General features: G+C 74.2%; 21 protein-coding genes. 5 read left to right on the forward strand and 16 right to left on the reverse strand.

Annotation, left to right across the window (positions count from 1 at the left end):
• Positions 1 to 140: 140 nt before the first annotated feature.
• Positions 141 to 803, reverse strand: a complete 663-nt coding sequence (locus tag ABD268_RS10570; protein ID WP_344151207.1) for a lysophospholipid acyltransferase family protein — start codon at positions 801 to 803, stop codon at positions 141 to 143.
• Between the two features lie 384 nt (positions 804 to 1,187).
• On the opposite strand from ABD268_RS10570, the gene ABD268_RS10575 reads away from it, so the two are divergent.
• Entirely contained in the window at positions 1,188 to 1,436 is a 249-nt protein-coding gene (locus ABD268_RS10575; RefSeq protein WP_344151210.1) for a DUF2630 family protein, read from the forward strand.
• Positions 1,437 to 1,452: 16 nt separating this feature from the next.
• Here ABD268_RS10575 and ABD268_RS10580 read toward each other — a convergent pair whose 3' ends face one another.
• The 8 genes from ABD268_RS10580 to ABD268_RS10615 form a co-directional block, all read right to left on the reverse strand.
• Positions 1,453 to 1,845 carry a RidA family protein gene (locus tag ABD268_RS10580; RefSeq protein ID WP_344151213.1) on the reverse strand — a complete coding sequence of 131 codons (393 nt, stop codon included), beginning with the start codon at positions 1,843 to 1,845 and terminating at the stop codon, positions 1,453 to 1,455.
• Between the two features lie 68 nt (positions 1,846 to 1,913).
• The gene (locus ABD268_RS10585) at positions 1,914 to 3,311 is read right to left on the reverse strand and encodes an amidase (RefSeq protein ID WP_344151216.1); all 1,398 of its coding nucleotides are present in this window, start codon (positions 3,309 to 3,311) and stop codon (positions 1,914 to 1,916) included.
• Positions 3,311 to 3,955 (reverse strand): SRPBCC family protein, encoded by a 645-nt coding sequence (locus tag ABD268_RS10590; protein ID WP_344151219.1) that lies wholly within the window; start codon positions 3,953 to 3,955, stop codon positions 3,311 to 3,313. Before ABD268_RS10590 ends, ABD268_RS10585 begins: the two co-directional genes overlap by 1 nt.
• On the reverse strand, positions 3,952 to 6,339 hold the full coding sequence (gene cutA / locus ABD268_RS10595; protein WP_344151222.1) for an aerobic carbon-monoxide dehydrogenase large subunit: 2,388 nt from the start codon (positions 6,337 to 6,339) through the stop codon (positions 3,952 to 3,954). The genes ABD268_RS10590 and cutA overlap by 4 nt, the downstream gene beginning before the upstream one ends.
• On the reverse strand, positions 6,336 to 6,842 hold the full coding sequence (locus ABD268_RS10600) for a (2Fe-2S)-binding protein (protein WP_344151225.1): 507 nt from the start codon (positions 6,840 to 6,842) through the stop codon (positions 6,336 to 6,338). The genes cutA and ABD268_RS10600 overlap by 4 nt, the downstream gene beginning before the upstream one ends.
• Positions 6,842 to 7,717 carry an FAD binding domain-containing protein gene (locus ABD268_RS10605; protein WP_344151228.1) on the reverse strand — a complete coding sequence of 292 codons (876 nt, stop codon included), beginning with the start codon at positions 7,715 to 7,717 and terminating at the stop codon, positions 6,842 to 6,844. Before ABD268_RS10605 ends, ABD268_RS10600 begins: the two co-directional genes overlap by 1 nt.
• On the reverse strand, positions 7,714 to 9,090 hold the full coding sequence (locus ABD268_RS10610; RefSeq protein ID WP_344151231.1) for a uracil-xanthine permease family protein: 1,377 nt from the start codon (positions 9,088 to 9,090) through the stop codon (positions 7,714 to 7,716). The genes ABD268_RS10605 and ABD268_RS10610 overlap by 4 nt, the downstream gene beginning before the upstream one ends.
• A gap of 158 nt (positions 9,091 to 9,248) precedes the next feature.
• Entirely contained in the window at positions 9,249 to 10,511 is a 1,263-nt protein-coding gene (locus ABD268_RS10615) for a PucR family transcriptional regulator (protein WP_344151234.1), read from the reverse strand.
• Between the two features lie 112 nt (positions 10,512 to 10,623).
• On the opposite strand from ABD268_RS10615, the gene ABD268_RS10620 reads away from it, so the two are divergent.
• From ABD268_RS10620 to ABD268_RS10635, 4 genes are all read left to right on the forward strand, one after another.
• A complete protein-coding gene (locus ABD268_RS10620; protein ID WP_344151237.1) occupies positions 10,624 to 11,394 on the forward strand; it encodes an oxamate carbamoyltransferase subunit AllH family protein in 771 nt (256 codons plus the stop codon).
• Positions 11,391 to 12,869, forward strand: coding sequence for an AllF/FdrA family protein (locus ABD268_RS10625; RefSeq protein ID WP_344151239.1), 1,479 nt, complete (start codon positions 11,391 to 11,393; stop codon positions 12,867 to 12,869). Before ABD268_RS10620 ends, ABD268_RS10625 begins: the two co-directional genes overlap by 4 nt.
• Complete coding sequence (locus ABD268_RS10630) at positions 12,869 to 14,284, forward strand: YlbE family protein (protein ID WP_344151241.1); 1,416 nt, start codon at positions 12,869 to 12,871, stop codon at positions 14,282 to 14,284. Before ABD268_RS10625 ends, ABD268_RS10630 begins: the two co-directional genes overlap by 1 nt.
• 89 nt (positions 14,285 to 14,373) lie before the next feature.
• Positions 14,374 to 16,806 (forward strand): SCO7613 C-terminal domain-containing membrane protein, encoded by a 2,433-nt coding sequence (locus ABD268_RS10635; RefSeq protein ID WP_344151243.1) that lies wholly within the window; start codon positions 14,374 to 14,376, stop codon positions 16,804 to 16,806.
• Here ABD268_RS10635 and ABD268_RS10640 read toward each other — a convergent pair.
• From ABD268_RS10640 to ABD268_RS10670, 7 genes are all read right to left on the reverse strand, one after another.
• Positions 16,803 to 17,123 (reverse strand): MGMT family protein, encoded by a 321-nt coding sequence (locus tag ABD268_RS10640; RefSeq protein WP_344151245.1) that lies wholly within the window; start codon positions 17,121 to 17,123, stop codon positions 16,803 to 16,805. The genes ABD268_RS10635 and ABD268_RS10640 overlap by 4 nt on opposite strands.
• Positions 17,123 to 17,635, reverse strand: coding sequence for a hypothetical protein (locus ABD268_RS10645; RefSeq protein ID WP_344151248.1), 513 nt, complete (start codon positions 17,633 to 17,635; stop codon positions 17,123 to 17,125). Before ABD268_RS10645 ends, ABD268_RS10640 begins: the two co-directional genes overlap by 1 nt.
• Entirely contained in the window at positions 17,632 to 18,927 is a 1,296-nt protein-coding gene (locus ABD268_RS10650) for a DUF58 domain-containing protein (RefSeq protein WP_344151251.1), read from the reverse strand. Before ABD268_RS10650 ends, ABD268_RS10645 begins: the two co-directional genes overlap by 4 nt.
• Positions 18,924 to 19,901, reverse strand: coding sequence for an AAA family ATPase (locus ABD268_RS10655; protein WP_344151254.1), 978 nt, complete (start codon positions 19,899 to 19,901; stop codon positions 18,924 to 18,926). The genes ABD268_RS10650 and ABD268_RS10655 overlap by 4 nt, the downstream gene beginning before the upstream one ends.
• The gene (locus tag ABD268_RS10660; protein WP_344151257.1) at positions 19,898 to 20,341 is read right to left on the reverse strand and encodes a hypothetical protein; all 444 of its coding nucleotides are present in this window, start codon (positions 20,339 to 20,341) and stop codon (positions 19,898 to 19,900) included. The genes ABD268_RS10655 and ABD268_RS10660 overlap by 4 nt, the downstream gene beginning before the upstream one ends.
• Positions 20,338 to 21,081, reverse strand: a complete 744-nt coding sequence (locus ABD268_RS10665) for a DUF4129 domain-containing protein (RefSeq protein WP_344151260.1) — start codon at positions 21,079 to 21,081, stop codon at positions 20,338 to 20,340. Before ABD268_RS10665 ends, ABD268_RS10660 begins: the two co-directional genes overlap by 4 nt.
• Before the next feature lie 146 nt (positions 21,082 to 21,227).
• Complete coding sequence (locus ABD268_RS10670; protein ID WP_344151263.1) at positions 21,228 to 22,118, reverse strand: hypothetical protein; 891 nt, start codon at positions 22,116 to 22,118, stop codon at positions 21,228 to 21,230.
• Positions 22,119 to 22,183: the final 65 nt, after the last annotated feature.

The following is a 22,183-nucleotide window of genomic DNA, read 5'->3' on the forward strand; positions in this document are numbered from 1 at the left end:
CGATTCAAGCGGTACGACGGGCCCGCGGACCACGGCACAATCTGCCGACGGACCGACGGTTCGTCGGCAACCTCTGCCAGCCCGTCCGGGTGCGGCTCAGGCCTCGGGGGTCCGCTGCTTCGACACGCTCGCTGCGCTCGCTACTCAGGACGAGCGTTGTAGGCGCCCGCCTCCACCTGGCCCGACAGCCGCTGGATGGCGGTCATGATCTCGTCGGTGACCTCGCGCCGGGCCCGGCCGAGGGGTACGCCGTCGTACCTCCCGGCCACCTGGATCGGCTCGCCGAACCGGACCGTGACCGGCACGACCCGGGGTAGCGAGGACCCGACGGGCTGGAGCTTCTCGGTGCCGCTGAGCCCGACCGGGACGACCGGGACACCGGCGGTGAGGGCGAGGTGGGCGACGCCGGTGCGACCGCGGTAGAGACGGCCGTCGCGCGAGCGGGTGCCCTCGGGGTAGATGCCGAACGCCTCGCCCCGGCCCAGCACCTCCAGCGCGGTGTCGAGGCTGGCGATGGCGGCCTTGCTGTCGTCGCGGTCGACGGGCAGCATGCCGAGGCCCTCGAACCACAACCGCGACAGCGTCCCCTTCACCCCGCTGCCGGTGAAGTAGTCGGACTTGGCGAGGAAGACCACCTTGCGGGGCACCACGCAGGGGATGACGACGGAGTCGGCGAAGCTCAGGTGGTTGCTCGCCAGGATCACCCCGCCGGTCGGAGGCACGTTCTCCAGCCCGATGACGGTGGGCCGCCACACGGTCCTGGCCACCGGCGGGATCACCCGATGCAGCACGCCGTAGATCACGGGGACCATTGTTGCCCACCCCGGGGCCGGACACCGCGAAGGGCCCTTGTGAGTATGAGTCGCAAGGGCCCTTCTGGTGACCGGTTCAGGTGGCGCTCCCGGTCGGTGGTCCTTCCGCTCCTGCCCCGATGACCTCGTCACCCGGTCGTCGCGACGTCTCACCCGTCGAGAGGGCTCTCGCTTCCGGACCATCGCGCTCTTCCCGTGGGAAGTGGCGCACTTCCATGGTGTTCCCGACGCCACAGGCCAGACAGGGACCAACGTCCCGGATCGGGTGAGGTCGATCGCCCCGGGCCCCTGACGAGATCAGGGGACGGGTGCCACGGCCCTGCCTCGGGACCTTTCGCGGTGTCCGCCGCAAACCACCGGTGCGACACTCGGGAGATGACCGAGGACCTGGACATCCAGCACCGCATCCACGCGCTGATCGACGAGGAGCACCGGCTCCGCGAGGCGCTCGCCCGCGGCGAGATCACGCCGGGCGAGGAGCACGAACGGCTGCGCCACGTCGAGGTCGAGCTCGACCAGTGCTGGGACCTGCTGCGGCAGCGCCGCGCCAAGCGGGAGTACGGCCGCGACCCCCACGAGGCGGAGGTGCGCCCCGAGCGCACGGTCGAGGGCTACATCGAGTGACCCCCTGACGGCCCGGTCAGGTGACCGCGATGGCCTCCACCTCGACGAGCTGGTCCTCGTAGCCGAGGAGGGGGACCGCGAGCAGGGTGCTCGGCGGTTCGTGGTCGCCGAACGCCGTGCGCACGATGTCCCACACCGCCAGCAGGTCCTCGCGGCGGCCGGTGGCGACGTAGACGGTGGTCTTGGCGACGTCCTCGAGCAGTGCGTCCGCGGCGGCCAGCGCGGTGACGAGGTTGCGCATGACGTGCTCGGCCTGCCCGAGGTAGTCGCCGACCGGGCCGATCCGCCCCTGCTCGTCGAGCGGGCAGGCGCCGGCGGTGAAGACCAGGCTGCCGCCGGAGACCCGTGCGGCGTAGGCGTACGGCGCGCGGTCGGACAGGGCTGGGCTGTGCACGAGCTCGAGGGGCATGCCCCCGACCGTAGACGCCGCGCGGTCCCGACGGCGCCGGATTTCCCCGCGGGCAGCACGCCGGGCGCCTACCCCAGCGGGCCGACGGCCTCCTCGAATGCCGCCGCCACCTCGAGCAGCCGTCGCTCGGCGCCGTGCGGCGCCACGACCTGGATCCCGACGGGCAGCCCGTCGCGGGTCCTGCCGGCCGGGACGGAGACGGCCGGGCAGCCGGTCACGGTGATGAAGTACGCCGAGCGCATCCAGTCCAGGTAGGTCGCCATCGGCCGGCCGTTGATCGCGGTGGGGAACTCCTGGTCTGCCGGGAACGGCGGCACCTGCGAGACCGGCAGCACCAGCACGTCGTACGACGTGAAGAACTGCCGCATCCGCTCCGACAACGCGGTGCGCTGGGTGTAGGCGCGGGCCACGTCGGCGCCCGTGAGCGACTCCCCCGCGCGGATGTTCTCGGCCAGGGACGGCTTGAACGCGTCGGGGTGCTCGGCCAGCATCCGGCCGAGCTTGGCCTGGAAGTGCCACGCGCGCAGGGTGCGGAACGTGTCGTCGGCCTCGGCCAGGTCAGGGTGGGCCCCCGACACCGACGCACCGGCACCGGAGAGGACCGCCGCCGAGCCGGAGACCACCGCGGCGACCTCGTCGTCCACCTCGAAGGCACCGCCCAGGTCGACCGAGAGCGCGACCCGCAGGCCGGACAGCGAGCCGGACAGCGGCGGCGCGAACACCGAGCCCGGGTCGCCGAGCGCCTGCGGTGCGCGCGGGTCGGGCCCTGCCAGCACCGACAGCAGCAGCGCGAGGTCGCCGACGTTGCGGGCCATCGGGCCACCGACCGACGTGGTCTCCCACTGGTTGTAGAGCGGCCACTCCGGCACCCGGCCCAGCGACGGCCGCAGCCCCACGACGCCGCAGAACGAGGCCGGGTTGCGCAGCGAGCCGCCCATGTCGGAGCCGTCGGCGAGCGGGACCATCCCGGAGGCCAGCGCGCACGCCGCTCCCCCGCTCGAGCCGCCCGCCGAGCGCGACGGGTCGACCGGGTTGAGCGTGGTCCCGAAGACGGTGTTGAAGGTGTGCGACCCGGCCGCGAACTCCGGCACGTTGGTCTTCCCGACCACCACGACACCGGCAGCACGCACCCGTTCGACGATCAGCTCGTCGGCGTCGGGGACGTGCGAGGCGAACAGCGGCGAGCCGTACGTCGTGCGCCACCCGGCCACCGCGTGGGTGTCCTTGAACGCGAACGGCAGCCCGTGCAGCGGGCCCACCTCGGCCCCGGACGCCAACGCGTCGTCGGCGGCCCGGGCGCCGGCCCGGGCCCGCTCCTCGTCGAGCGAGACGATCGCGTTGAGCTCCGGGTTGCGCTCGGCGATCCGGGCCAGGTGCAGGTCCAGCAGCTCGCGGGCCGAGATGCCGCGAGCGCGTACGGCCGCGGCCTGCTCGCGGGCCGTCGACTCGACGGAGAGGTCGGCCATCAGGGGCGCCGGCGGCCGAAGAGCCCGCCGACGATGACGCCGGCCAGCACCAGGCCGGCGCCGACCGCGATCCCCTTGAGGAAGTCGTCCTGGGAGGTGAGCGCTGCCGGCCTGGGCGGCGCGACGAAGACCCCCGGCGCGGCCTCGGCCGACGGCAGCGCGGCCGCGGGCCCGCCGGGGGCGGCCGCGGCCACCGCGGGCGCCGCACCGGTCAGGACGGCCTCGACGTTGCCGAAGAACTCACCGGCCATCCGCCGCGACACCGAGGCGAGCATCCGCTGGCCGACACCGCCGACCATGCCGCCCACGATCGCGTCCGCGTCGTAGGTCACGGTCGTGGTGCCGTCGCCGCCGTCGCGGAAGCCGACGCTCACGTCGGCGCCGATCGTGCCCGGCGCGCCGGCGCCCTGCAGCTTCATCACCAGCGAGGTGTGCGGGTCGAGGTCGGAGAGCTCGCAGGACCCGGCGTAGGTGCCCTTGATCGCCGCGACCCCGGCGGTGACGGTCATCGCGTAGGCGTTGTCGCCGGTCGCCTCGAGGCGCTCGCAGCCGGGGATGGTGCGCACCAGCACCGAGGGGTCGAGCAGCGCCGACCAGACCCGGTCGACGGGGGCGTTGAGGGTGGCGTCTCCGGTGAACTTCATGGGGTGTCCTTACGGGTCTGTCGGAGCTCGAACAGCTCGGAGGGCGAGATCGGCATCGCGGCGATCGGGAGGCCCTCGGCGTCCTCGATGGCGGAGGCGAACACGGCGGCCGACGGGATCACGCCCGCCTCCCCCGCGCCCTTGATGCCCAGCGGGTTCAGCGGCGAGGGGGTCTCGAGGTGGTCGATGTCGATCGACTCCGGCACCTCGGTGACGTAGGGCATCAGGAAGTCCATGAAGGAGGCGTTGAGCAGCTGCCCCGACTCGTCGTACGCCATCCGCTCGTAGAGCGCGCCGCCCACGCCCTGCGCGACGCCGCCGTGGATCTGGCCCTCGACGATCATCGGGTTGATCAGGTGGCCGCAGTCGTGGACGACGGCGTACTTCAGGATCTTGATCTCCGCGGTGAGCGGGTCGGTCTCGACGATCACGGCGTGCATGCCGGAGGCGAACGTCGCGCGCTCGGGCGAGTAGAAGTCCTTGCCCTCCAGGCCGGGCTCCTCGTCCTCGGGGACCGGGGGCTTGCCCGGGTCGCCGACCGAGAACTGGGTCGCGGCCTTGGACGCCTCGTCGAAGGCGTAGCGCAGCGGGTTGGACAGCACCGACACGGTGCCGAGGTCGATCGCGGTGCCGGGCGAGCCCTTCACGGACACGACCCCGTCGACGATCTGCAGGTCCGACGGGTCGGCCTCCAGCGCGTCCGCAGCGATCTTGAGGACCTTCTCCTTGGCCCGCTTCGCCGCCAGGTGGATCGCCGAGCCGCTCATCACGGCCGCGCGGGAGGCGAACGTGCCCACGGCGTACGGCATCCGGCGGGTGTCGCCCGTGACGACCTCGACGTCCTCGAACCTCACCCCGAGCTCGTCGGCGACGAGCTGGGCGAACACCGTGGCGTGCCCCTGCCCCTGGGTGGTCAGGCCGGTCGCGACCTTCACCTTGCCCGAGGTCTCGATGTGCACGTGGGCGCCCTCGTAGGGGCCGACACCGGTGCCCTCGACGTAGCAGGCCAGGCCGATCCCGACCGTGCGGCCCTGGGCAGCCATCGCCTGCTTGAACGCCGGGAAGTCGTCCCAGCCGACCAGCTCCTTGAGCTTCTCCAGCGAGGCCGGGTAGTCGCCGGAGTCGTACTCCAGCTCGCGGCCGTCCTGGAAGATGAGCCCCTGGTCGTAGGGGAACTCGTCGGGCTGGATGAAGTTCACGGCCCGCACCTCGGTGCGGTCCTTGCCGAGGTACGCCGCGATCGCGTCCATCGTCCGCTCCATCGTGTAGCAGCCCTGGGGCCGCCCGGCGCCGCGGTAGGGCGTCACCATCACGGTGTTGGTGTAGAGCGACTCGAAGACGACCCGGTAGCTCTGCGGCTTGTAGGGGCCGAGCAGCTGGGTCGAGGTGATGATCGGGACGATCAGGCCGTACGGCGTGTAGGCGCCGTGGTCGTGCCAGAACTCCACGTCGAGGCCGTGCAGCCGGCCGTCGTCGTCGAACCCGACGGTGACGTGGTGCACCTGGCCGCGCTCGTGGGCCGAGGAGATGAAGTGCTCGCGGCGGTCCTCGATGAACTTCACCGTGCGGCCGAGGGCGCGGGCCGCCATCGGCACCAGCAGCTCCTCGGGCCACGGGTGGTTGATCTTCACGCCGAAGCCGCCGCCGACGTCGGGCGTGATCACGTCGACCTGGCCGAGGTCGAGGCCGAGCTTCACCGCGACGGCCGCGCGGACGCCGGTGGAGGTCTGCGTCGACGTCCACACCTGCATCCGGTTGGTGTCGGCGTCCCAGCGGGCGACGGTGCCGCGGCCCTCCATCGGCATGCAGGCGCTGCGCTCGATGGTCAGGTCGAGCTCGAGGCGGTGCGGGGCCCTCGCGATGGCGGCCGGCGCGTCGCCGACGTTCTGCTCCAGGCGCGCGCCGACGTTGCCGGGCACGTCGTCGTGCACGAGGTGCGTCGCGGCGCGGGCGTTGTCGATGCCGACCACCGGCGGCAGGAAGTCGTAGGAGACCTTGATCCGGCCGACGGCGTCCTCGGCGACGTAGCGGTCGTCGGCCACGACGAAGGCGATCGCCTCGCCGACGTGGTTCACCTCGTCGCGCGCCAGGGCGTACTGGGTGCGGCCGTGGGTGAGCGCCGGGTGCGGGATCAGCAGCGGCAGCGGCTCGCCCATCGGCCCGGTGAGGTCGTCGTAGGTCCAGACCGCGTGCACGCCCTCGAGGTCGAGCACCTCGTCGACGTCGATGTCGACGATGCGGGCGTGGGCGTGCGGCGAGCGCAGCACGGCGGCGTGCAGCACGTCCTTGCCCACGGCGACGTCGTCGACGTACCGTCCTTGGCCCCGCAGGAACCGCTGGTCCTCCACCCGCTGGACGGGGGTGCCCATCAGCTTCGTGGTCATGCTTCGCCCCCGGTGGTCGAGCTTGTCGAGACCAGCTCGGCCGCGCGCTCCACGGCCTTGACGATGTTCTGGTAGCCGGTGCAGCGGCACAGGTTGCCGGCGATCATGTCGCGGCACTCCTCGTGGGTGGGCGTGGGGTTCTCGCGCAGCCCCGCGGTGATCGTGGTGAGGAAGCCGGGCGTGCAGAAACCGCACTGCAGGCCGTGGCACTCCGCGAACGCCTGCTGCACCGGTCCGAGCGAGCCGTCCTCCTCGGTCAGCCCCTCCACGGTGGTGATCTCGGCGTCCACCGCCGAGACCGCGAACATCAGGCACGACCGCATCGGCCGGCCGTCGACGAGCACGGTGCAGGCGCCGCAGACGCCGTGCTCGCAGCCGACGTGGGTGCCGGTCAGCCCCAGGTCGTGGCGCAGCGCGTCCGACAGCAGCCGGCGGGCGGGCACCCGGGCGTCGTGGGCGACGCCGTTCACACTCAGGCGTACGTCGTGCAGCTCTTCGGTCATCAGTCGTCCTCGGTGGTCGAGCTGTCCTCGGTGGTCGAGCTGTCCTCGGTGGTCGAGCTTGTCGAGACCATGTCGTGGGCCGCCCGCACGACCCGTTCGGTCAGCACGCGGACCAGCTGGGCGCGGTACGCCGCGGTCGCGTGGATGTCGTCGGCGGGCTCGAGCTGCTCGAGCGCCGCCGCCCCCGTCTCGGAGATCGGCACGCCGGTCAGGTCGACGACCGTGGGGACGTCGTTCACCGACAGGTAGCCGGCCCGGACGGTGTCACCGTCGACCAGGGCGGCGACGCCGCACAGGGCGTAGTCGCCGTGCCTGCGGGCGATCTCCTCGAACGCCACGCCGGCGCCGGCCGGCAGCGCCGGGAAGTGCGCCGAGACCGCCACCTCGTCGTGGGCCAGCGACGACTCCAGCGGCCCGACGTACAGGTCGTCGGCGTGGATCGTGCGGGTGCCACGCACGGAGGCGACCTCGACCGAGCCGCCGAGCAGCGTCAGGACCACCGGCATCTCGGCCGCGGCGTCGGCGTGCACGATCGAGCCGACCGTGGTGCCGCGGTTGCGGATGGTGGCGTGGGCGACGTTCGCCAGCGCCATCGCCAGCAGCGGCTGGACCCGGCGGGCCTCCGCCGAGGCCAGCACGTCGGCGTGCCGGGCGAGCGCCCCGAGGCGCACGCCCGACGCGTCGGCGTCGATGTCGGCCAGGCCCGGGATCCCGTTGATGTCGACGAGCAGTGACGGCGCCGCCAGCCGCATCGACAGCAACGGGACCAGGCTCTGGCCACCTGCCAGCACCTTGGCGTCCGGTTCGCCGGCCAGTGCCGCCAGCGCTTCGGGCAGCGATCCGGGCCGGAGGTACGCGAACGGTGCGGGCTTCACAGCGCGTGCGTGACCTCGTCGGCACCCCGATGCTGCGGACCCGCGTGGTGACCGCGGTTCACGAGGTGGAAGTACACGATGACGAGGATCGTGCCGAGGGCGATGCCGCTCAGCTCGAAGTTGTCGGAGAACGTGAGGGTCACGCCGCCGATGCCCGCGATGAGGCCGGCCGCGAGGCCCACCATGTTGACGGGGTTGCCGAAGTCCACCCGGTTCTCCACCCAGATCTTGGCGCCGACCAGGCCGATCATGCCGTAGAGCACGACCGTGATGCCGCCCAGGACCCCGCCCGGGGTCGCGCTCACGATCGCCCCGAACTTGGGGCACAGGCCCAGCAGGATAGCGACGGCCGCGGCGACGTAGTAGGCGGCCGTGGAGTAGACCTTGGTGGCACCCATGACACCGATGTTCTCGGCGTACGTCGTGGTCGGCGAGCCGCCGAAGGCGCTCGCGAGCGCGGTGGCGAAGCCGTCGGCGCCGATGGCCCGACCCATGTAGGGGTCGAGGTCCTCGCCGGTCATCTCGGCCACGGCCTTGACGTGGCCGGTGTTCTCCGCGATCAGCGCGATCACACCGGGCAGCACCAGCAGGATGAAGGTGAGCGAGAGGCTCGGCCCGTGGACGACGGAGACGCCGTCGGCCAGCTTGCCGCTCGGGAAGCCGATCCAGTCGGCTGCCTTCACCAGGGACCAGCTCACCCGGTCGTGGTCGACCTCCTTGGTGATGTCGGCACCGGTGATGGAGTGGATCTGGCCGAAGACACCGTCGAAGATCCACGACACCAGGTAGCCGAAGATCAGCGCGAGGAACACCGCGATCCGCGACCAGAAGCCCGGGAACAGCACGGCGGCGCAGACCATGAAGGTCGCCGTCAGCAGGGCCACCCACTGGTCCTGGGGCCAGTAGATCCCGGCCACCACGGGCGCGAGGTTGAAGCCGATCAGCATCACGACCGCGCCGGTGACGGCCGGCGGCAGGATCTTGTGGATCAGCCCGGCGCCGGAGAAGTGGACGAGCACGCCGACGAGGAGCAGCACGATTCCGGCCACCATGATCGCGCCGGTGACGTCGGAGGAGTCACCGCCCTGGCTGCGAATGGCCGCGACGCTGGCCACGAAGGAGGCGCTGGTGCCGAGGTAGCTGGGGACCCGGTTCTGGCAGATCAGCAGGAACAGGATCGTGCAGATGCCGGAGAACATGATCGCGAGGTTGGGGTCGAGCCCCATGACCAGCGGGAAGACGAAGGTGGCACCGAACATGGCAACCACGTGCTGGGCGCCAAGACCGGCGGTCTTGCCCCACGGGAGACGTTGGCGCGGACCAACGGCCTCACCAGGTGCGGGATGGACGACATCCCACTTGAACATCGACATGGACGGACCCTTTCGCTCTGTGACCGGCCCCGAGTAACGACAAACTAGTGATCCACATGACACACCCACGACGGCGACAAATGCCGAAGGAACACCGAATCGGCTGGCACCTGTTGTGGGCGCGGCGACATCGTCGTGGCGCCGTTACCGGGGCGTGATCAGCCCGCGATCTCCAGGACGCGCAGGGCGACGGCGACGTCGAGCCGCAGGTGTGGGTCGGTCGACAGCGGACCGAGGAGACGCTCGAGCTTCGAGACCCGGTAGCGCATGGTGTTGTAGTGGAAGAACTGCAGCCGTGCGGCCTCGGCCACGTTGAAGTTCGTGTCCAGCAGCACCTGCAGCGTCTCCCTCAGGTCGGCCGCCTCCGTGGTGGGCTCGGCCAGCGGCCCGAGCACGTCGCGGGTGAAGGCGCGCAGCTCGCCCGTGTCGGGCACCAGGGCGATCAGCCGGTGCAGGCCGAGCTGGTCGAAGAACGTCGTCGACCCGCCCCCGGACACCCGGCGGCCCACCTCCACCGCCCGCCGCGCCTGGGCGTACGCCTCCGGCAGCTCGTCCAGCGAGTGCGCCACCCGGCTGACCCCCACCGAGAAGGGCCGGCGCCCGCCGCCCTTGTCGCCGGTCACCGCCGTCACCGCCCGGCGTACGACGCCGTGCCCCGCGACCGGCTCCGCATCGCCCTCGGCGAGGGGTAGCAGCGTGATCACCTCGGAGGTGAAGTCGACGCACGGGATGCCCGGATCGATGGTGCGGCTGACCTGGCGCCACGCGGCCGAGAAGCGCTCCTGCCACTGCCGGCGCTGGGCCCGCGAGGGCGGCTGCGCGTCGGGGCCGGCCGGGTCGATCTCGGCGGCCACGACCACGACCGGGCGGCGCAGGTCCCAGCCGAAGGTGTCCGCGTGCTCCGCGACGTACTCCCCGTCGCCGGTGCGGCGCAGCAGCAGGTCACGGAGGAAGTCGCCCTGGTACTTGTTCTCGACGGCGTTGACCGCCTCCTCGCGGGTGATCAGCAGCGCCGCCACGGCCGCGGCCCGCTCCAGCGCGTGCACGTCGTCGGAGGACACCGGGCCGTCGGCGCGCAGGCAGACCAGCCGGGCCAGGTCGGTGCCGCCCGCGGCGACCCGCAGCCCGCGGACCTCGCCCTCGCCGACCGGCGCCGTCTCGCCGATCCGCTCGATGCGCAGCCGCCCGGTGGGGTCCAGCAGTCCGTGCCGCTCGAGGAGCTCGCGGTCGGCGCCCGTGAGCGCGGCGGCCCGCTGCCGTCCGTCGGTCGAGCTGAACAGCACGCCGAGCTCGAGCACCCGGGCCACCTCGGCGGCGATCCCGTCGAGATTGCCGCCCTCCAGCACGATCTGGGTCAGCCCCGTGTGCAGGGCGTCCACCCGGGCCAGCGCGACCGCGGCCCGGTCCTCCGGTCGCTCCACGCCGGTCCCGCTTCCGTGCTCACCGGTTATCAACGTTTGCGCTCCTCTGGCGTGATCGTTGGCACAACCTCACATCGGCAAACCGTAACCGCGGCGACTAGCGTCGGGAAGCGTGATCCCCCGGTCCGTCGCGGTCAGCGCCCCGCCCCGCGTCCGGGATCGTCTGCGCCACGCCCCCGACGGCGGCCGCACGGCGGTCCACCGCGGCCGGCACGCGCTCTACCTCGACCTCGACGGCTGGTGCCTCGGCGTCGTGGGCCGCGCCGCCGCCCAGGTCCCCTGCGCGCTGCGGCTGGCGACCGACGACCTCGCCGACCTCGACGGGGACACGGCGTACGTCCAGGCGGGCACCCTCCACGTCGACGGGACCCCGCTCAGGGTGGGGCGCGTCGTCGACGCCCAGGTGCCCAGGCTGGACCTGCAAGAGCCCCGCCGCGGGACCACCCTCCCGACGCCTCCGGCCACGGTCGCGGGCTTCGCCGAGTCGGCCGGCCTGGTCCGCGACCCGGCCCGGGCCCTCGACCCCGCCGACGTCGCCCGGCTGGTGGGCCGCGGCGACGGGCTGACCCCCCTCGGCGACGACATGCTGTGCGGCTGGCTGGCCCTGCACCGCGCCGCCGGGCGCGCCACCCTCGTCGTCGACGCCGCCGTCCGCTCCCTGCTGTCCCGCACCACCCTGCTGTCCGCCACGCTGCTGGAGTGCGCGCTGCACGGCGAGGTGCTGCCGGAGTTCGCGGCGTACGTCGCGGCGATCGGCACCCCCGACGAACCCGACCGGGCCGCGGCCCTCGCCGCGGTCGGCCACACCTCCGGCGCCGGCCTGCTGTACGGCGCCCTGCTGGCCCGGGCCGAGCTCGACCACACGAACGGAGTCGCTGCATGACCGACCTGACCCACGTCGAGCTCCGGGCCGGCGCCTACGCCGACTCGGTGACGCTGCTCCAGGTGAGCCGCACCGTCCAGGGCATCGAGGGGGTGAGCGCCGCCCAGGTGGCCATGGCCACCGCGCTCAACGTCGAGGTGCTGACCCAGATGGGCTTCGAGGTCCCGTCCGACGTGGACCCCAACGCGATGGTCGTCGCGCTCCGCCTCGACGAAGAGAGTGCGCTCGAGCGCGCGCTCGCCGGCGTCGACCAGGCCCTGCGCGACGCGAGCCGGCGCGACGCCGGCCCGAGCGAGGTGGCCCCGCCGCGGACCACCGCCGCCGCCCTGCGCGGCAGCACCGACGGGATCGCCCTGGTGTCGGTCCCCGGCGCGAGCGCGCTCGTGGAGGCGATGGACGCCCTCGACGCCGGCCGCGACGTGATGGTCTTCAGCGACAACGTGCCGCTCGACCAGGAGCTGGCGCTCAAGCGCACGGCCGCCGAGCGCGGGCTGCTGGTCATGGGCCCCGACTGCGGCACCGCCGTGGTCGGTGGACTGGGCCTCGGCTTCGCGAACACGGTCTCGCCCGGGCCGGTCGGCCTCGTCGCCGCGTCCGGCACCGGCTGCCAGCAGCTGCTGGCGCTCCTCGACCACGCCGGTGTCGGCGTCACCTCCGCGCTCGGCGTCGGTGGTCGCGACCTCTCGGCCGACGTGCGCGGGCTGTCTACGCGGGAGGCGCTGCGGCGCCTGGACGCCGACCCCGCCGTCGAGCTGGTCGTGGTGGTGTCGAAGCCGCCGGCCGACGACGTCGCCGCCGAGATCCGCGAGTACGCCGCCACGCTGGGCACCCCGGTCGAGCTCGCGCTGCTGGGGGGCGGGCAGCCGGACCTGACCGCGGCCGCCGAGGCCGTGCTGCGGCGGCTCGGGAACGACGTACCGACCTGGCCGGTGTGCGGCGAGGCCGCTCCGGCGGAGTCCGGCACCGCGCTGCGGGGGCTGTTCGTGGGCGGCACGCTCTGCGACGAGGCGATGCTGATCGCCACAGAGACGCTGGGCCCGGTGCACAGCAACATCCCGTTCTCCCCCGAGCTCGCGCTCGGGCCGGACCTCGCCGCCCCGGCCGACGGCGCCGGCCACACGATGGTCGACTTCGGCGACGACGCCCTCACCGCGGGCCGCGCGCACCCGATGATCGACCCGACGCTGCGCCTCGAGCACCTCGCCCGCGTGGCCGCCGACGAGCGCACCGCGGTCGTGCTCCTCGACGTGGTGCTGGGCCACGGCTCCGAGCCGGACCCCGCCGCCGCGCTGGCGCCCGCGATCGCCGCGGTCAGCCAGCCGGTGGTCGTCGCGGTCGTCGGCACCGACGCCGACCCGCAGGGCCTCGAGCGCCAGGTGCGTGCCCTGGTGGGCGCCGGCGCCGAGGTGCACCTGTCCAACGCCCGCGCCACCCGCCGCGCGATCGAGATCCTCGACAGCCGAAAGGGCCAGTGATGACCACTCCCACCCACGTGGTGTCCGCCGGCGCGGACCTCTTCGCCGACGCCGTCGCCGAGCAGGCCGTGGCCGTCAGCCGGGTCGACTGGCGCCCGCCGATGGCCGGCACCGAGTCCGACCTCGCCGCGGTGGCGGGCGACCCGCTGCGCCGGGACGCCAACGAGCGCGCCCTGGCCGCGATGCTCGGGGTCACCGCCCACCTGGTCGACGTCGCCCCCGCCTCTGAGGTGCTCGGCCTGGAGGAGGGCCAGTTCCTGCACGCCGGCCCGCCCATCGCCTGGGACCGTGCGTCCGGCCCGCTGCGCGGTGCGCTGATGGGCGGCGCGGCGCTCGAGGGTCTGGTCGAGGATCCCGAGGACGCGGTCGCGCTGTTCGAGCAGGGCACCGCGGTCTCCCTCGAGCCGTGCCACCACCGGCGCGCCGTGGGCCCGATGGCCGGGGTGGTGACGCCGAGCATGTGGATGTTCGTGCTCGAGGACCTCGCGACCGGCGCCCGCACCCACTGCTCGCTCAACGAGGGGCTCGGCAAGGTGCTGCGGTACGGCGCCTACGGCCCCGAGGTGCTCACCCGGCTGCGCTGGATGCGCGAGGTCCTCGGCCCGCTGCTGCAGCGCGCCGTCCGCGCCACCGTCGGCTCCAGTGGACCCGTCGACGTCACCGGCATCCTCACCCAGATGCTGCAGATGGGCGACGAGGCCCACAACCGCAACCGGGCCGGCACCCTGATGCTGCTGCGCGACCTGGCCCCGGCCATGGTCACCAGTGGTGCCGACGCCACGTTCCCCGGCAGCGACGTGGCCGACGCGCTGCGCTTCATCGGCGGCAACGACCACTTCTTCCTCAACCTCGCGATGCCCGCCTGCAAGCTGGCGCTCGACGCGGCCCGGGGCATCGAGGGGTCGACGATGGTGGTCGCGATGGCCCGCAACGGCACCGACTTCGGCATCCAGGTCGCCGGCACCGGCGACGAGTGGTTCACCGGCCCCGCGCAGCTGGCCGACGGCCTCTTCCTCGGCGACTACGGGCCGGACGACGCCAACCCCGACATCGGGGACTCGGCCATCACCGAGACCGCCGGCATCGGCGGCTTCGCGATGGCCACGGCGCCCGCGATCGTCCGGCTCGTCGGCGGCTCGGTCCCCGACGCGCTGGCGACCACGCGGCGGATGCACGAGATCACGCTGGGCGAGAACCCGCGCTGGTCGGTGCCGGTCCTGGAGTTCCAGGGCGTCCCCAGCGGCATCGACGTGAGCCGGGTCTGCCGGACCGGGATCCTGCCCCAGATCAACACCGGCATGGCCGGCAAGCAGGCCGGGGTCGGCCAGGTCGGCGCCGGGCTCGTCACCCCGCCCGCCGAGATCTTCCCGCAGGCGCTGGCCGCGCTGGCCGCGCGGGCCCGGGGCCGCCGCTGAGGAGATCCCGGGAGTGAGCCCGGCTACTCAGGAGCACCTGAGTGGCCGAACACTGCACGCGAGGGCCTTCCATACGCGTGAATGACCCCATGACGCGCTATGCCGATCCCCGGTCGTGCCCCGACTGCGGGGCCACCCTGCCCGCAGACCCCCTCGCCTGTCCCGTCTGCGCCCTCCCGCTCCAGGGCCCGCTGGCGGTCGCCCTGTTCGGGACGCTCAGCCAGGCCAACCGGCTCCTGGAGCAGCTGCGGGCCTCGGCAGCGGCGACCCCGTCCTTCGCCTCCCCGCTGCCCGCCCCGGCTGCCGCCATGCCGGCCCCCGGCGCCCCGGTCGCGGCGGCCGCGCCTCGCCGTACCGGCCTGCGCGGCGCCTCGGTGCCGTCGGTCCTGCTGGGCCTGGGGGCGCTGTGCCTGCTCGTCGCGGCGGTCACCTTCCTCGCCGTGGCCTGGTCGTGGCTCGGGGCAGGCGGCCGGACGGGCGTCCTCGTCGCCCTGACCCTGACGGCGGCCGGCCTCGGGGTCTGGCTGGCCGGCCGGGGCCTGCGCGCGGCGGCGGAGTCGCTCACCCTCGTCTCGCTCGGGCTGCTGGCCCTCGACACCGTGGGCGCCGACAGTGCCGACTGGCTCGGGCAGCTCTCGCCGTCCGGGCTGGTCTGCCTCGTGGGAGGCACGCTCCTGGCCGGATCCCTCGCACTGGCGCTGTTCCCCCACCGGCTCCTCACGCCCCAGGCCGTGGCCGCGCTCGGGTTGTGGATCCTCGCAGCCGGTGCGTCCGGCCTGACCACGCACGAGCAGGCCGTGCGGGTCCTGGCCGTGCTCGCGTTCGCCGGCCTCGCCGCGTTCGGACGCCGCCGCGGGCTCGCGGCGCTCCCCTGGCTCGCGCTGCTCGGGGCGGCGGGCTGGTGGATCGCGGTGGTGATGTTCGCCCTGGCTGACGCGGCCGACCACGCCACGGTGCGCGCCCTGTGGCTCGAGGGCCACGGTCTCGGAATGTTCGCCGCGTCGGCCCTGCTGCTCCTCCCGATCCCGTTCGCGGGCCGGCGGACCCTCGTCCCCCAGGCCTGCGGCGCGGCCGCGGCCGCGCTGCTCACCGTGACGGTGGCGCTGCCGGGGACCGACGAGGGCGCGACCCTGCTCGCCACGGTGTCGCTGGCACTCCTGCTGCTGTGGTCCGGGGCGTCGCTGGTCGTGCCCGGCCGCTGGCGGGCCGTCACGCTCGCGCCGCTTGCCCTCAGCGCAGCGCCGGTGGCCGTGGTGGCCGCCGCACTGCTGCTCCAGGCGAGCGCGAACGCGCTCGCGGTCGGCGAGCCCTTCACCCGCTCGGTCGGGGTGCGGCTGCCCGATGTCAGCGCCTTCGCCGAGCCGGCGCTCCTCGTGCCCTGCGTCGTGGGGCTGCTGCTGGCGGCCGCCACCGTGGATCCTGCCCACGGCCGCGACGCCCTCCCGGCGGCCGCCGCGCTCGCGGGACTGGCCGCCACCGCCACCCTGGCCCTCGGGCCGGGACCCCTGTGGACGGTCGTCGCGGCCTCGTCCCTGGTCGCGGCAGGACTGGTGGCGGACGCGCTGCGCCGTTCCGACCGGACCGGGTCCGTCGAGGCCACGGCCGGCGGCCTGGTCGGGTCGGCGGCTGTCACGATCGCCCTGCCCAGCGCCGTGCTCACCACGCTCACCGCCGCCCTGCTGGTGCTCGGGGCGGCCGTCGTCGCCGCGCGGGGGCGGTTCCCCGGGGCCCGGGTGGCCGCCTGGTCGGTGCTGCCCCTCGCCACGGCCGGCCTGATCTGGTCGGCCGCCGAGGTGGCCGGTGTCGACCCGGCGTACCGGGCGGCCCCGGTCCTGCTCGTCGTCGCGATGCTGGCGATCCTGCGTCCCCGGGACGAGGTCGAGCTCTCGGCCGCCGTCGCCGCCCTGGTCGCCGCCGGCGCGGCCGTGCCGGCCGCCGCCGACCCGACCACGTCGCTCGCGGTCCACCTGACGCTCGCGGGTGCCCTGGTCAGCGCCGGCGCCCTGGTCAACCCGTCGCGCCGTCACCTGGCGTGGCTCGGCGGAGCGCTGCTGGCCGCCGCCACCTGGGTGCGGCTCGCCGAGCTCGGGGTCCACGCACCCGAGGCGTACACCCTGCCGAGCGCCGTCGCCCTGCTCCTGGTCGGCCTCCGCCACCTGCGCCGGCACCCGGCCGCGTCGACCGTGACCGCGCTGGGGCCGGGCCTCGCCCTGGCGACGACGCCGTCGCTGCTGTGGGTGCTCGCGGGTGACCCGGTCTCCGCGCGGGCGCTGCTGCTGGGCCTGGGATGCCTCGCCCTGGTCCTGGTCGGCACCCGGCTGCGCTGGCACGCGCCGCTGGTCGCGGGCACCTCGGCGGGCACGCTGCTGGTGCTCCGCGAGCTGGCGCCGTACGCCGCGGCCACGCCGCAGTGGATCCTGATCGGACTGGCCGGCACGCTGCTGACCGTCGTCGGGGTCACCTGGGAGAGCCGGATGCTCGAGGTCCGCCACGCCGCGGCGTACCTCGGTCGCCTGCGCTAGACGGCCGGCCGCCAGAAGGCGCGCCGGATGTCGACGCTGCCGGTGGGGCGCAGCGGGGTGCCCTCCTCGAGGTAGCGCTGGCGCGCCTCGCCCTGGTGGCTCGGCGGCAGCGACCCGTCGGCGCGGACGACGCGCCACCACGGCACCGGACCGCCGTACGACGCCATGATCGCGCCGACCTGGCGCGGGCCACCGCCCCCGAGCCGGGCACCGACCACCTCGGCAATGGCGCCGTACGTCGTGACCCGGCCTCGGGGCACCTGCTCCACGCAGGTCAGCACCATCTCGGCGTACTCCTCGGGGTCGATGCGTCCCATCAGCGCTCCGCTCCGCGGTTCAGCGCGTAGGAGCCCGCCACGACGGCGACCAGGGCCAGCACGAGGCCGGTCACCCAGACCCCGGGGACCTCGCCGCGGTCGCGGAACGCGGCCGCGACCAGCCAGGCCCCGGGGGCGAGCAGGAACGCCGCCCCGGCCCGCACCAGCCAGCGCCGCAGCGTCGCCGGGTCGACGCCGAGGGCATCGGGCCCGTAGCCCGCCAGCAACGCCGCCACGTGCGAGGCCACCAGCGCCGCCGCGGCCGGGATCGCCCAGGCGTCCGGTCCCTCCCGGAACGCCACCCCCCACCACACGACGACCGCGCCCATCGCGACCGTGCCGACCGGTGACTCCGGCAGGCGCGCATGGGCCAGCGACAGCACGGCCACCAGCACGACCAGCCAGCCCCGCGGCTGCACCCCGGCCGGGGTGGTGGCGAGCAGGGCGAGGACCGGCCCGAGGGCCGCCGTCACTCGCAGGCCCCACTGGCCGCGGGTCCACTCGCGGATCATCGGGTCCGCACCTGGGGCAGCTGGGCCCGGCGCGCCAGCCGGCGCAGCACGTCGTCGAGGGTGCCCGGCCCGCGCCAGGCCACGACGGGGCATCCCAGCGCGGCGAGCCGCGCCAGCACCTCGCGGCGCTCGACGAGACGCATCCGCCAGGCCAGTCCGGCCACCCGGGGGTCGGTGCCCTCGACCACCGCCGGCGTCACCTCGGCCGGCAGCGTGTCGACGACCAGCACCGGCAGCCCCCGCTGCACCAGCGTCGCGGTCATGGTCGCCATCGCCTCCGAGAGCATGGGCGAGAGCACGATGACCACGGTCCCGGCGGTGACGCCGAGCTGGAGCTGGTCGCCGCGGAGGTCGCGCGGCGTCCCGACCTGCATGGTGGCGAGCCGGCCCAGGATGACCTGCAGGTGTCGCGCCCCCGCGCCGTACCGCACCGTCTCACCGCCGCTGCCCACCACGCGCAGCGAGACCCGGTCACCGCGGCGGACGTGGTGCTCGGCGAGGGCCGCCGCGGCACGGGCGGTCACGTCCAGGCTGCTCGCCGCCCCGTCCACTCCCCCGGACCGGCCGTGGTCGGCCAGCGCGTCCACGACGACCAGGACCGCGGTGTCCTCCTCCCCGAGCGTGCTGACGACGTGCAGCGCGTCGGTCCGCAGCGAGACGCGCCAGTGGATGCGTCGCAGCCGGTCCCCGGTGTGGAAGCGCCGGATCGCGGCGAACTCGGTGCCGTCGCCGGGACGGCGGGAGCGGTGCGCCCCGACCAGGCCCAGCGGCTGGGGCGCCTCGGCCCGCGAGTCGAACGCCGCGCGCACCGGCAGCACCTGCAGCCGGCTGCCGTCCAGGCGGGCCGGGCCCCAGCGGTAGCCGGCCCACGGGCTGGTGAACGCGACGTTCTCCTCGCCGAGGTCGCGGCGGCCCCACCGCCGGGGGCTCACCTCCAGCAGCGGAACGTCCTCGTCGCCGCCGACCAGCCGCCCGGTCCGTCCCGCCGCCGGGTGCAGGGCGAGGTACGGGGCCGTGGCGGCGACCCGGGTGACGTGCTCGACGCCGGAGAGGTCGGAGACCACCAGCCGCGACCGGGTGCCCTGCCCCTCGTGCAGCACGACGTGGTCCACGACCGAGCGGGCGACGGGGGTGGAGGTGGGCCGGTGCAGCAGCCCCAGCGCGCCCATCAGCAGGAACGGCGCGGTCAGCACCATCACCGCCGGCTCGCCGAACAGCACGGCGGTGGCGACGCCGAGGGCGCCCAGCGCGGCCGTCCGGCTCAGCGCCGCCGTGGTCCGCCAGCTGCTCATCCGCGCGCCGCGCCCTCGAGGGTGGTGGGGGTGGGCACCGTGCGGAGCACCTCGTCGACGACCCGGCGGCCGCTGGCCTCGGTCATCCACAGCTCGGGACGCACGGTGATCCGGTGCGCCAGGACCGCGCGGGCCACGGCCTTCACGTCCTCGGGGACGACGTAGTCACGCCCGCGCAGGACGGCGAACGCGCGCGCGGTGAGCACCAGTCCCAGCGACCCACGCGGCGAGGAGCCGGTGAGCACGTCGGCGTGCTCGCGGGTCGCCGTGGCGAGCTCGACGCAGTAGCGCCCGACGCTCGGGTCGACCTGGACCGTCTCGGTCGCGGCCTGGATCTCCAGCAGCCCGGCGGCATCGGTGACCCGGTCGAGCACGATCTCCTCGCGTCGGCGGTCGAGGCGCCGCACCAGCACGTCGTACTCCTCGGCGGACGACGGGTAGCCGAAGCTCACCCGCAGCAGGAACCGGTCGAGCTGCGCCTCGGGCAGCGGGTAGGTGCCTTCGTACTCGATCGGGTTGGCGGTCGCCAGCACGTGGAAGGGCTCGAGCAGCGGGAACGTCTCGCCCTCGACGGTGACCTGGTGCTCCTGCATCGCCTCGAGCAGCGCCGACTGGGTCTTGGGCGGCGTGCGGTTGATCTCGTCGGCCAGCAGCAGCCCGGTGAAGATCGGGCCCCGGCGGAACTCGAACTCCCCGCGCCGCTGGTCGTAGAGGTAGGAGCCGGTCAGGTCGGCGGGCAGCAGGTCCGGGGTGAACTGGGCCCGCCGGAAGTCGAGGCCCAGCGCCTGCGCGAAGGAGCGGGCCGCCAGCGTCTTGCCGAGCCCGGGGAAGTCCTCGAGCAGCACGTGGCCCTTGGCGAGGATCGCGGCCAGCACCAGGGTCAGCGCCTCGCGCTTGCCGACCACGGCGCGCTCGACCTCGTCCAGCACCTGCCCCGCCAGCCGGGATGCCTCGGCCACTCTCTCGTTGCTCACCGCTCCTCGATCCTCCTCAGGTAGTCGTCGATCTGGGCCGTGCTCAGCCGCCGGGGTGGGCCGGCGAGGTCGTCGGCCAGCAGGTCGTCGGAGAGCGCCACCAGCCGGTCGCGGAGCCCGCCGTCCGGGTCCCGCGAGGTGAGGTGGTGCTCGATCAGCCGGACGTACGCCGCCAGCCGGGAGTCCGACCCGGGCGGGACGAGCGACTGCACCGGCTGGACGGTCCAGGCCGGTCCGGAGTCGCCCAGGCTGTCGTGCACGAGGCCGACCGCCGCCACGCACACGCCGACGAGCAGCGCGAGTCGCAGCGCGTCGGGGGCGAAGTCGACGACCGTGAACACGATCTCGAGCACGGCGTACAGCAGGAGCCCGCCCAGGGCGCGCCACCACCAGCGCGCCCGAGGTGCGGCCGGGCGGGCGACGCGCGGGATCGGCTTCACGGACGTGCCTCCATCCGCCCCGCCAGCCGGGCGTGGATGGCATCGAGGGCGGCGAGGGCCTCGGCCCGTTCCGCCTCCCCGAGCGGATGGTCGGAGAACCGCGCCTCGCGGTAGAGCGCTCCCAGCCGCGCCACCAGTACCGAGTCGGCGCCGACCAGGTCGAGCACCCGGAGCGTGAACTCCGCGGAGGTCTCCCAGTCCCGCCGGACGAGACCCGCCGCGGCGGCCTGCGTCTCGAAGCGGTGCCAGCAAAGCACGATCCCGTTGCGGGGGGCGCCCTCCAGGAGCAGGGCGCGTTGCCCGTCGGCGTCCCGGGCGATCTCCTCGGCCACGCGGCGGGGCGTCTCGAGGACGTCGAACTCGACCAGCTCCGGCGGGGGCGGCGCACGATCGCGGTCCACCCAGCGCTCCCACAGCCGCCGCGCCAGCAGCACCAGGCCCGCGACCACCGCGAGACCGAGGGCCGTCGCCAGCACCGCGAGGACCGCACGGACCACGGCGTTGTCGCCACCGCGGGCACCCGGCTCGGGTTCGGGCCTCGGGGTCCGGGTCGCCGTGGCCGAGCCCGAGGGGGTCGGGCTCCTGGACGGCGACGGGGACACGCGGTGGGTGGCCGGCCCGTCCCCGGTGAGCACGCCGCCGGGGCCGATCGACGCCGCCCAGGTGACCATCAGGACCATGACGAGGACGGACCCGACGACCGCGGCGACCGCCACCGCCGACGCCCTTGCTGCCCCCATGGGCAGGAACCTACTCGGAACCGGGCCTCCGACGAGCGACTGCCCCGTCCGGCACGCGGACGGGGCAGTCGTGCTGCAGTCAGAGGCTGAACCCGAGAGACCTGTGACTTGCTCCCTCGCTGGTCGGGGCCGGTGGCTGGTCCGGCTCAGAGCACGGGCGAGAACGGCTCGGTGCCGTTGACCAGCTGCAGGCCTGAGATGCCGGAGCTCTGCTGCGCGAAGGCGAGCTCGTTGGCGAGGTCACCGACCCCGTTGGAGCCGGCCAGCGGCGCCAGCGCCACCGTGGAGAGCACGCCGAGCGCCTTCCCGTCGGCGCTCATGAACCCCGAGCCCGAGTCGCCGGGGATGCCCGGCGTGACCGTGTAGACCGGGTGCGACCAGCCACCGTCGGCCGGGTCGTCGCCCAGGCTGACGCCCTGGTGCGGCGAGAGCTCGGCGACGCCGCCGCGCAGGCTGGAGTTCCCGTAGGTGTAGACGTCGTCACCGGCCGCGGTGCCGTCGGTGTCGATCCCGGTCGGACCGCCCCAGAAGGGCACCGAGGGGTTGACCTTGCCGACGTCGGCAGCGTCGACCTTGACCAGGGCCAGGTCGTTGTAGGCGCAGGTGTTCGGGTCGCTGGTGCCGAGCTTCTTCTCGGTCAGCCACGACGAGTACACCAAGGTGCCCGAGCCCACCTGGGTGCCCTCGTCGACCACGCTGCCGCCCTCGTTGAAGGTCACCTTGGTGCCCAGCGGCAGCGAGTCGGTCTGGCAGCCATCCGTGTCCGTGGACGAGCCGGTGCCCGCGCAGTGCGCGGCGTACCCGACGTACACGTTGGCCGAGGAATCGGTGTAGACGAAGTTTGCCGTGCACTGCGCACCTTCGGTGTACATCATCGTGCCGGGGTGGATCTCGGCGGTGTCGGCCGGCGCCCACGCGGTGGCGCTGACGGCGGCCGCGGGAGCGGCAGTGGCGAGCGCGGTGCCGAGCACGGCGCTGCTGACCGCGGCCAGCGCACCGGTGGCCCAGCGGGCAGACGTCGACGGGGCAAGCTTCATCGGGTGGTTCCCTCCCTGCGTCACGTGCCGGCGCGCTGCCGGCATCCGTGACGGACAACGAGGCA

Origin of the sequence: Nocardioides koreensis, assembly GCF_039531775.1 — a bacterium.
Lineage (GTDB): Bacteria > Actinomycetota > Actinomycetes > Propionibacteriales > Nocardioidaceae > Nocardioides > Nocardioides koreensis.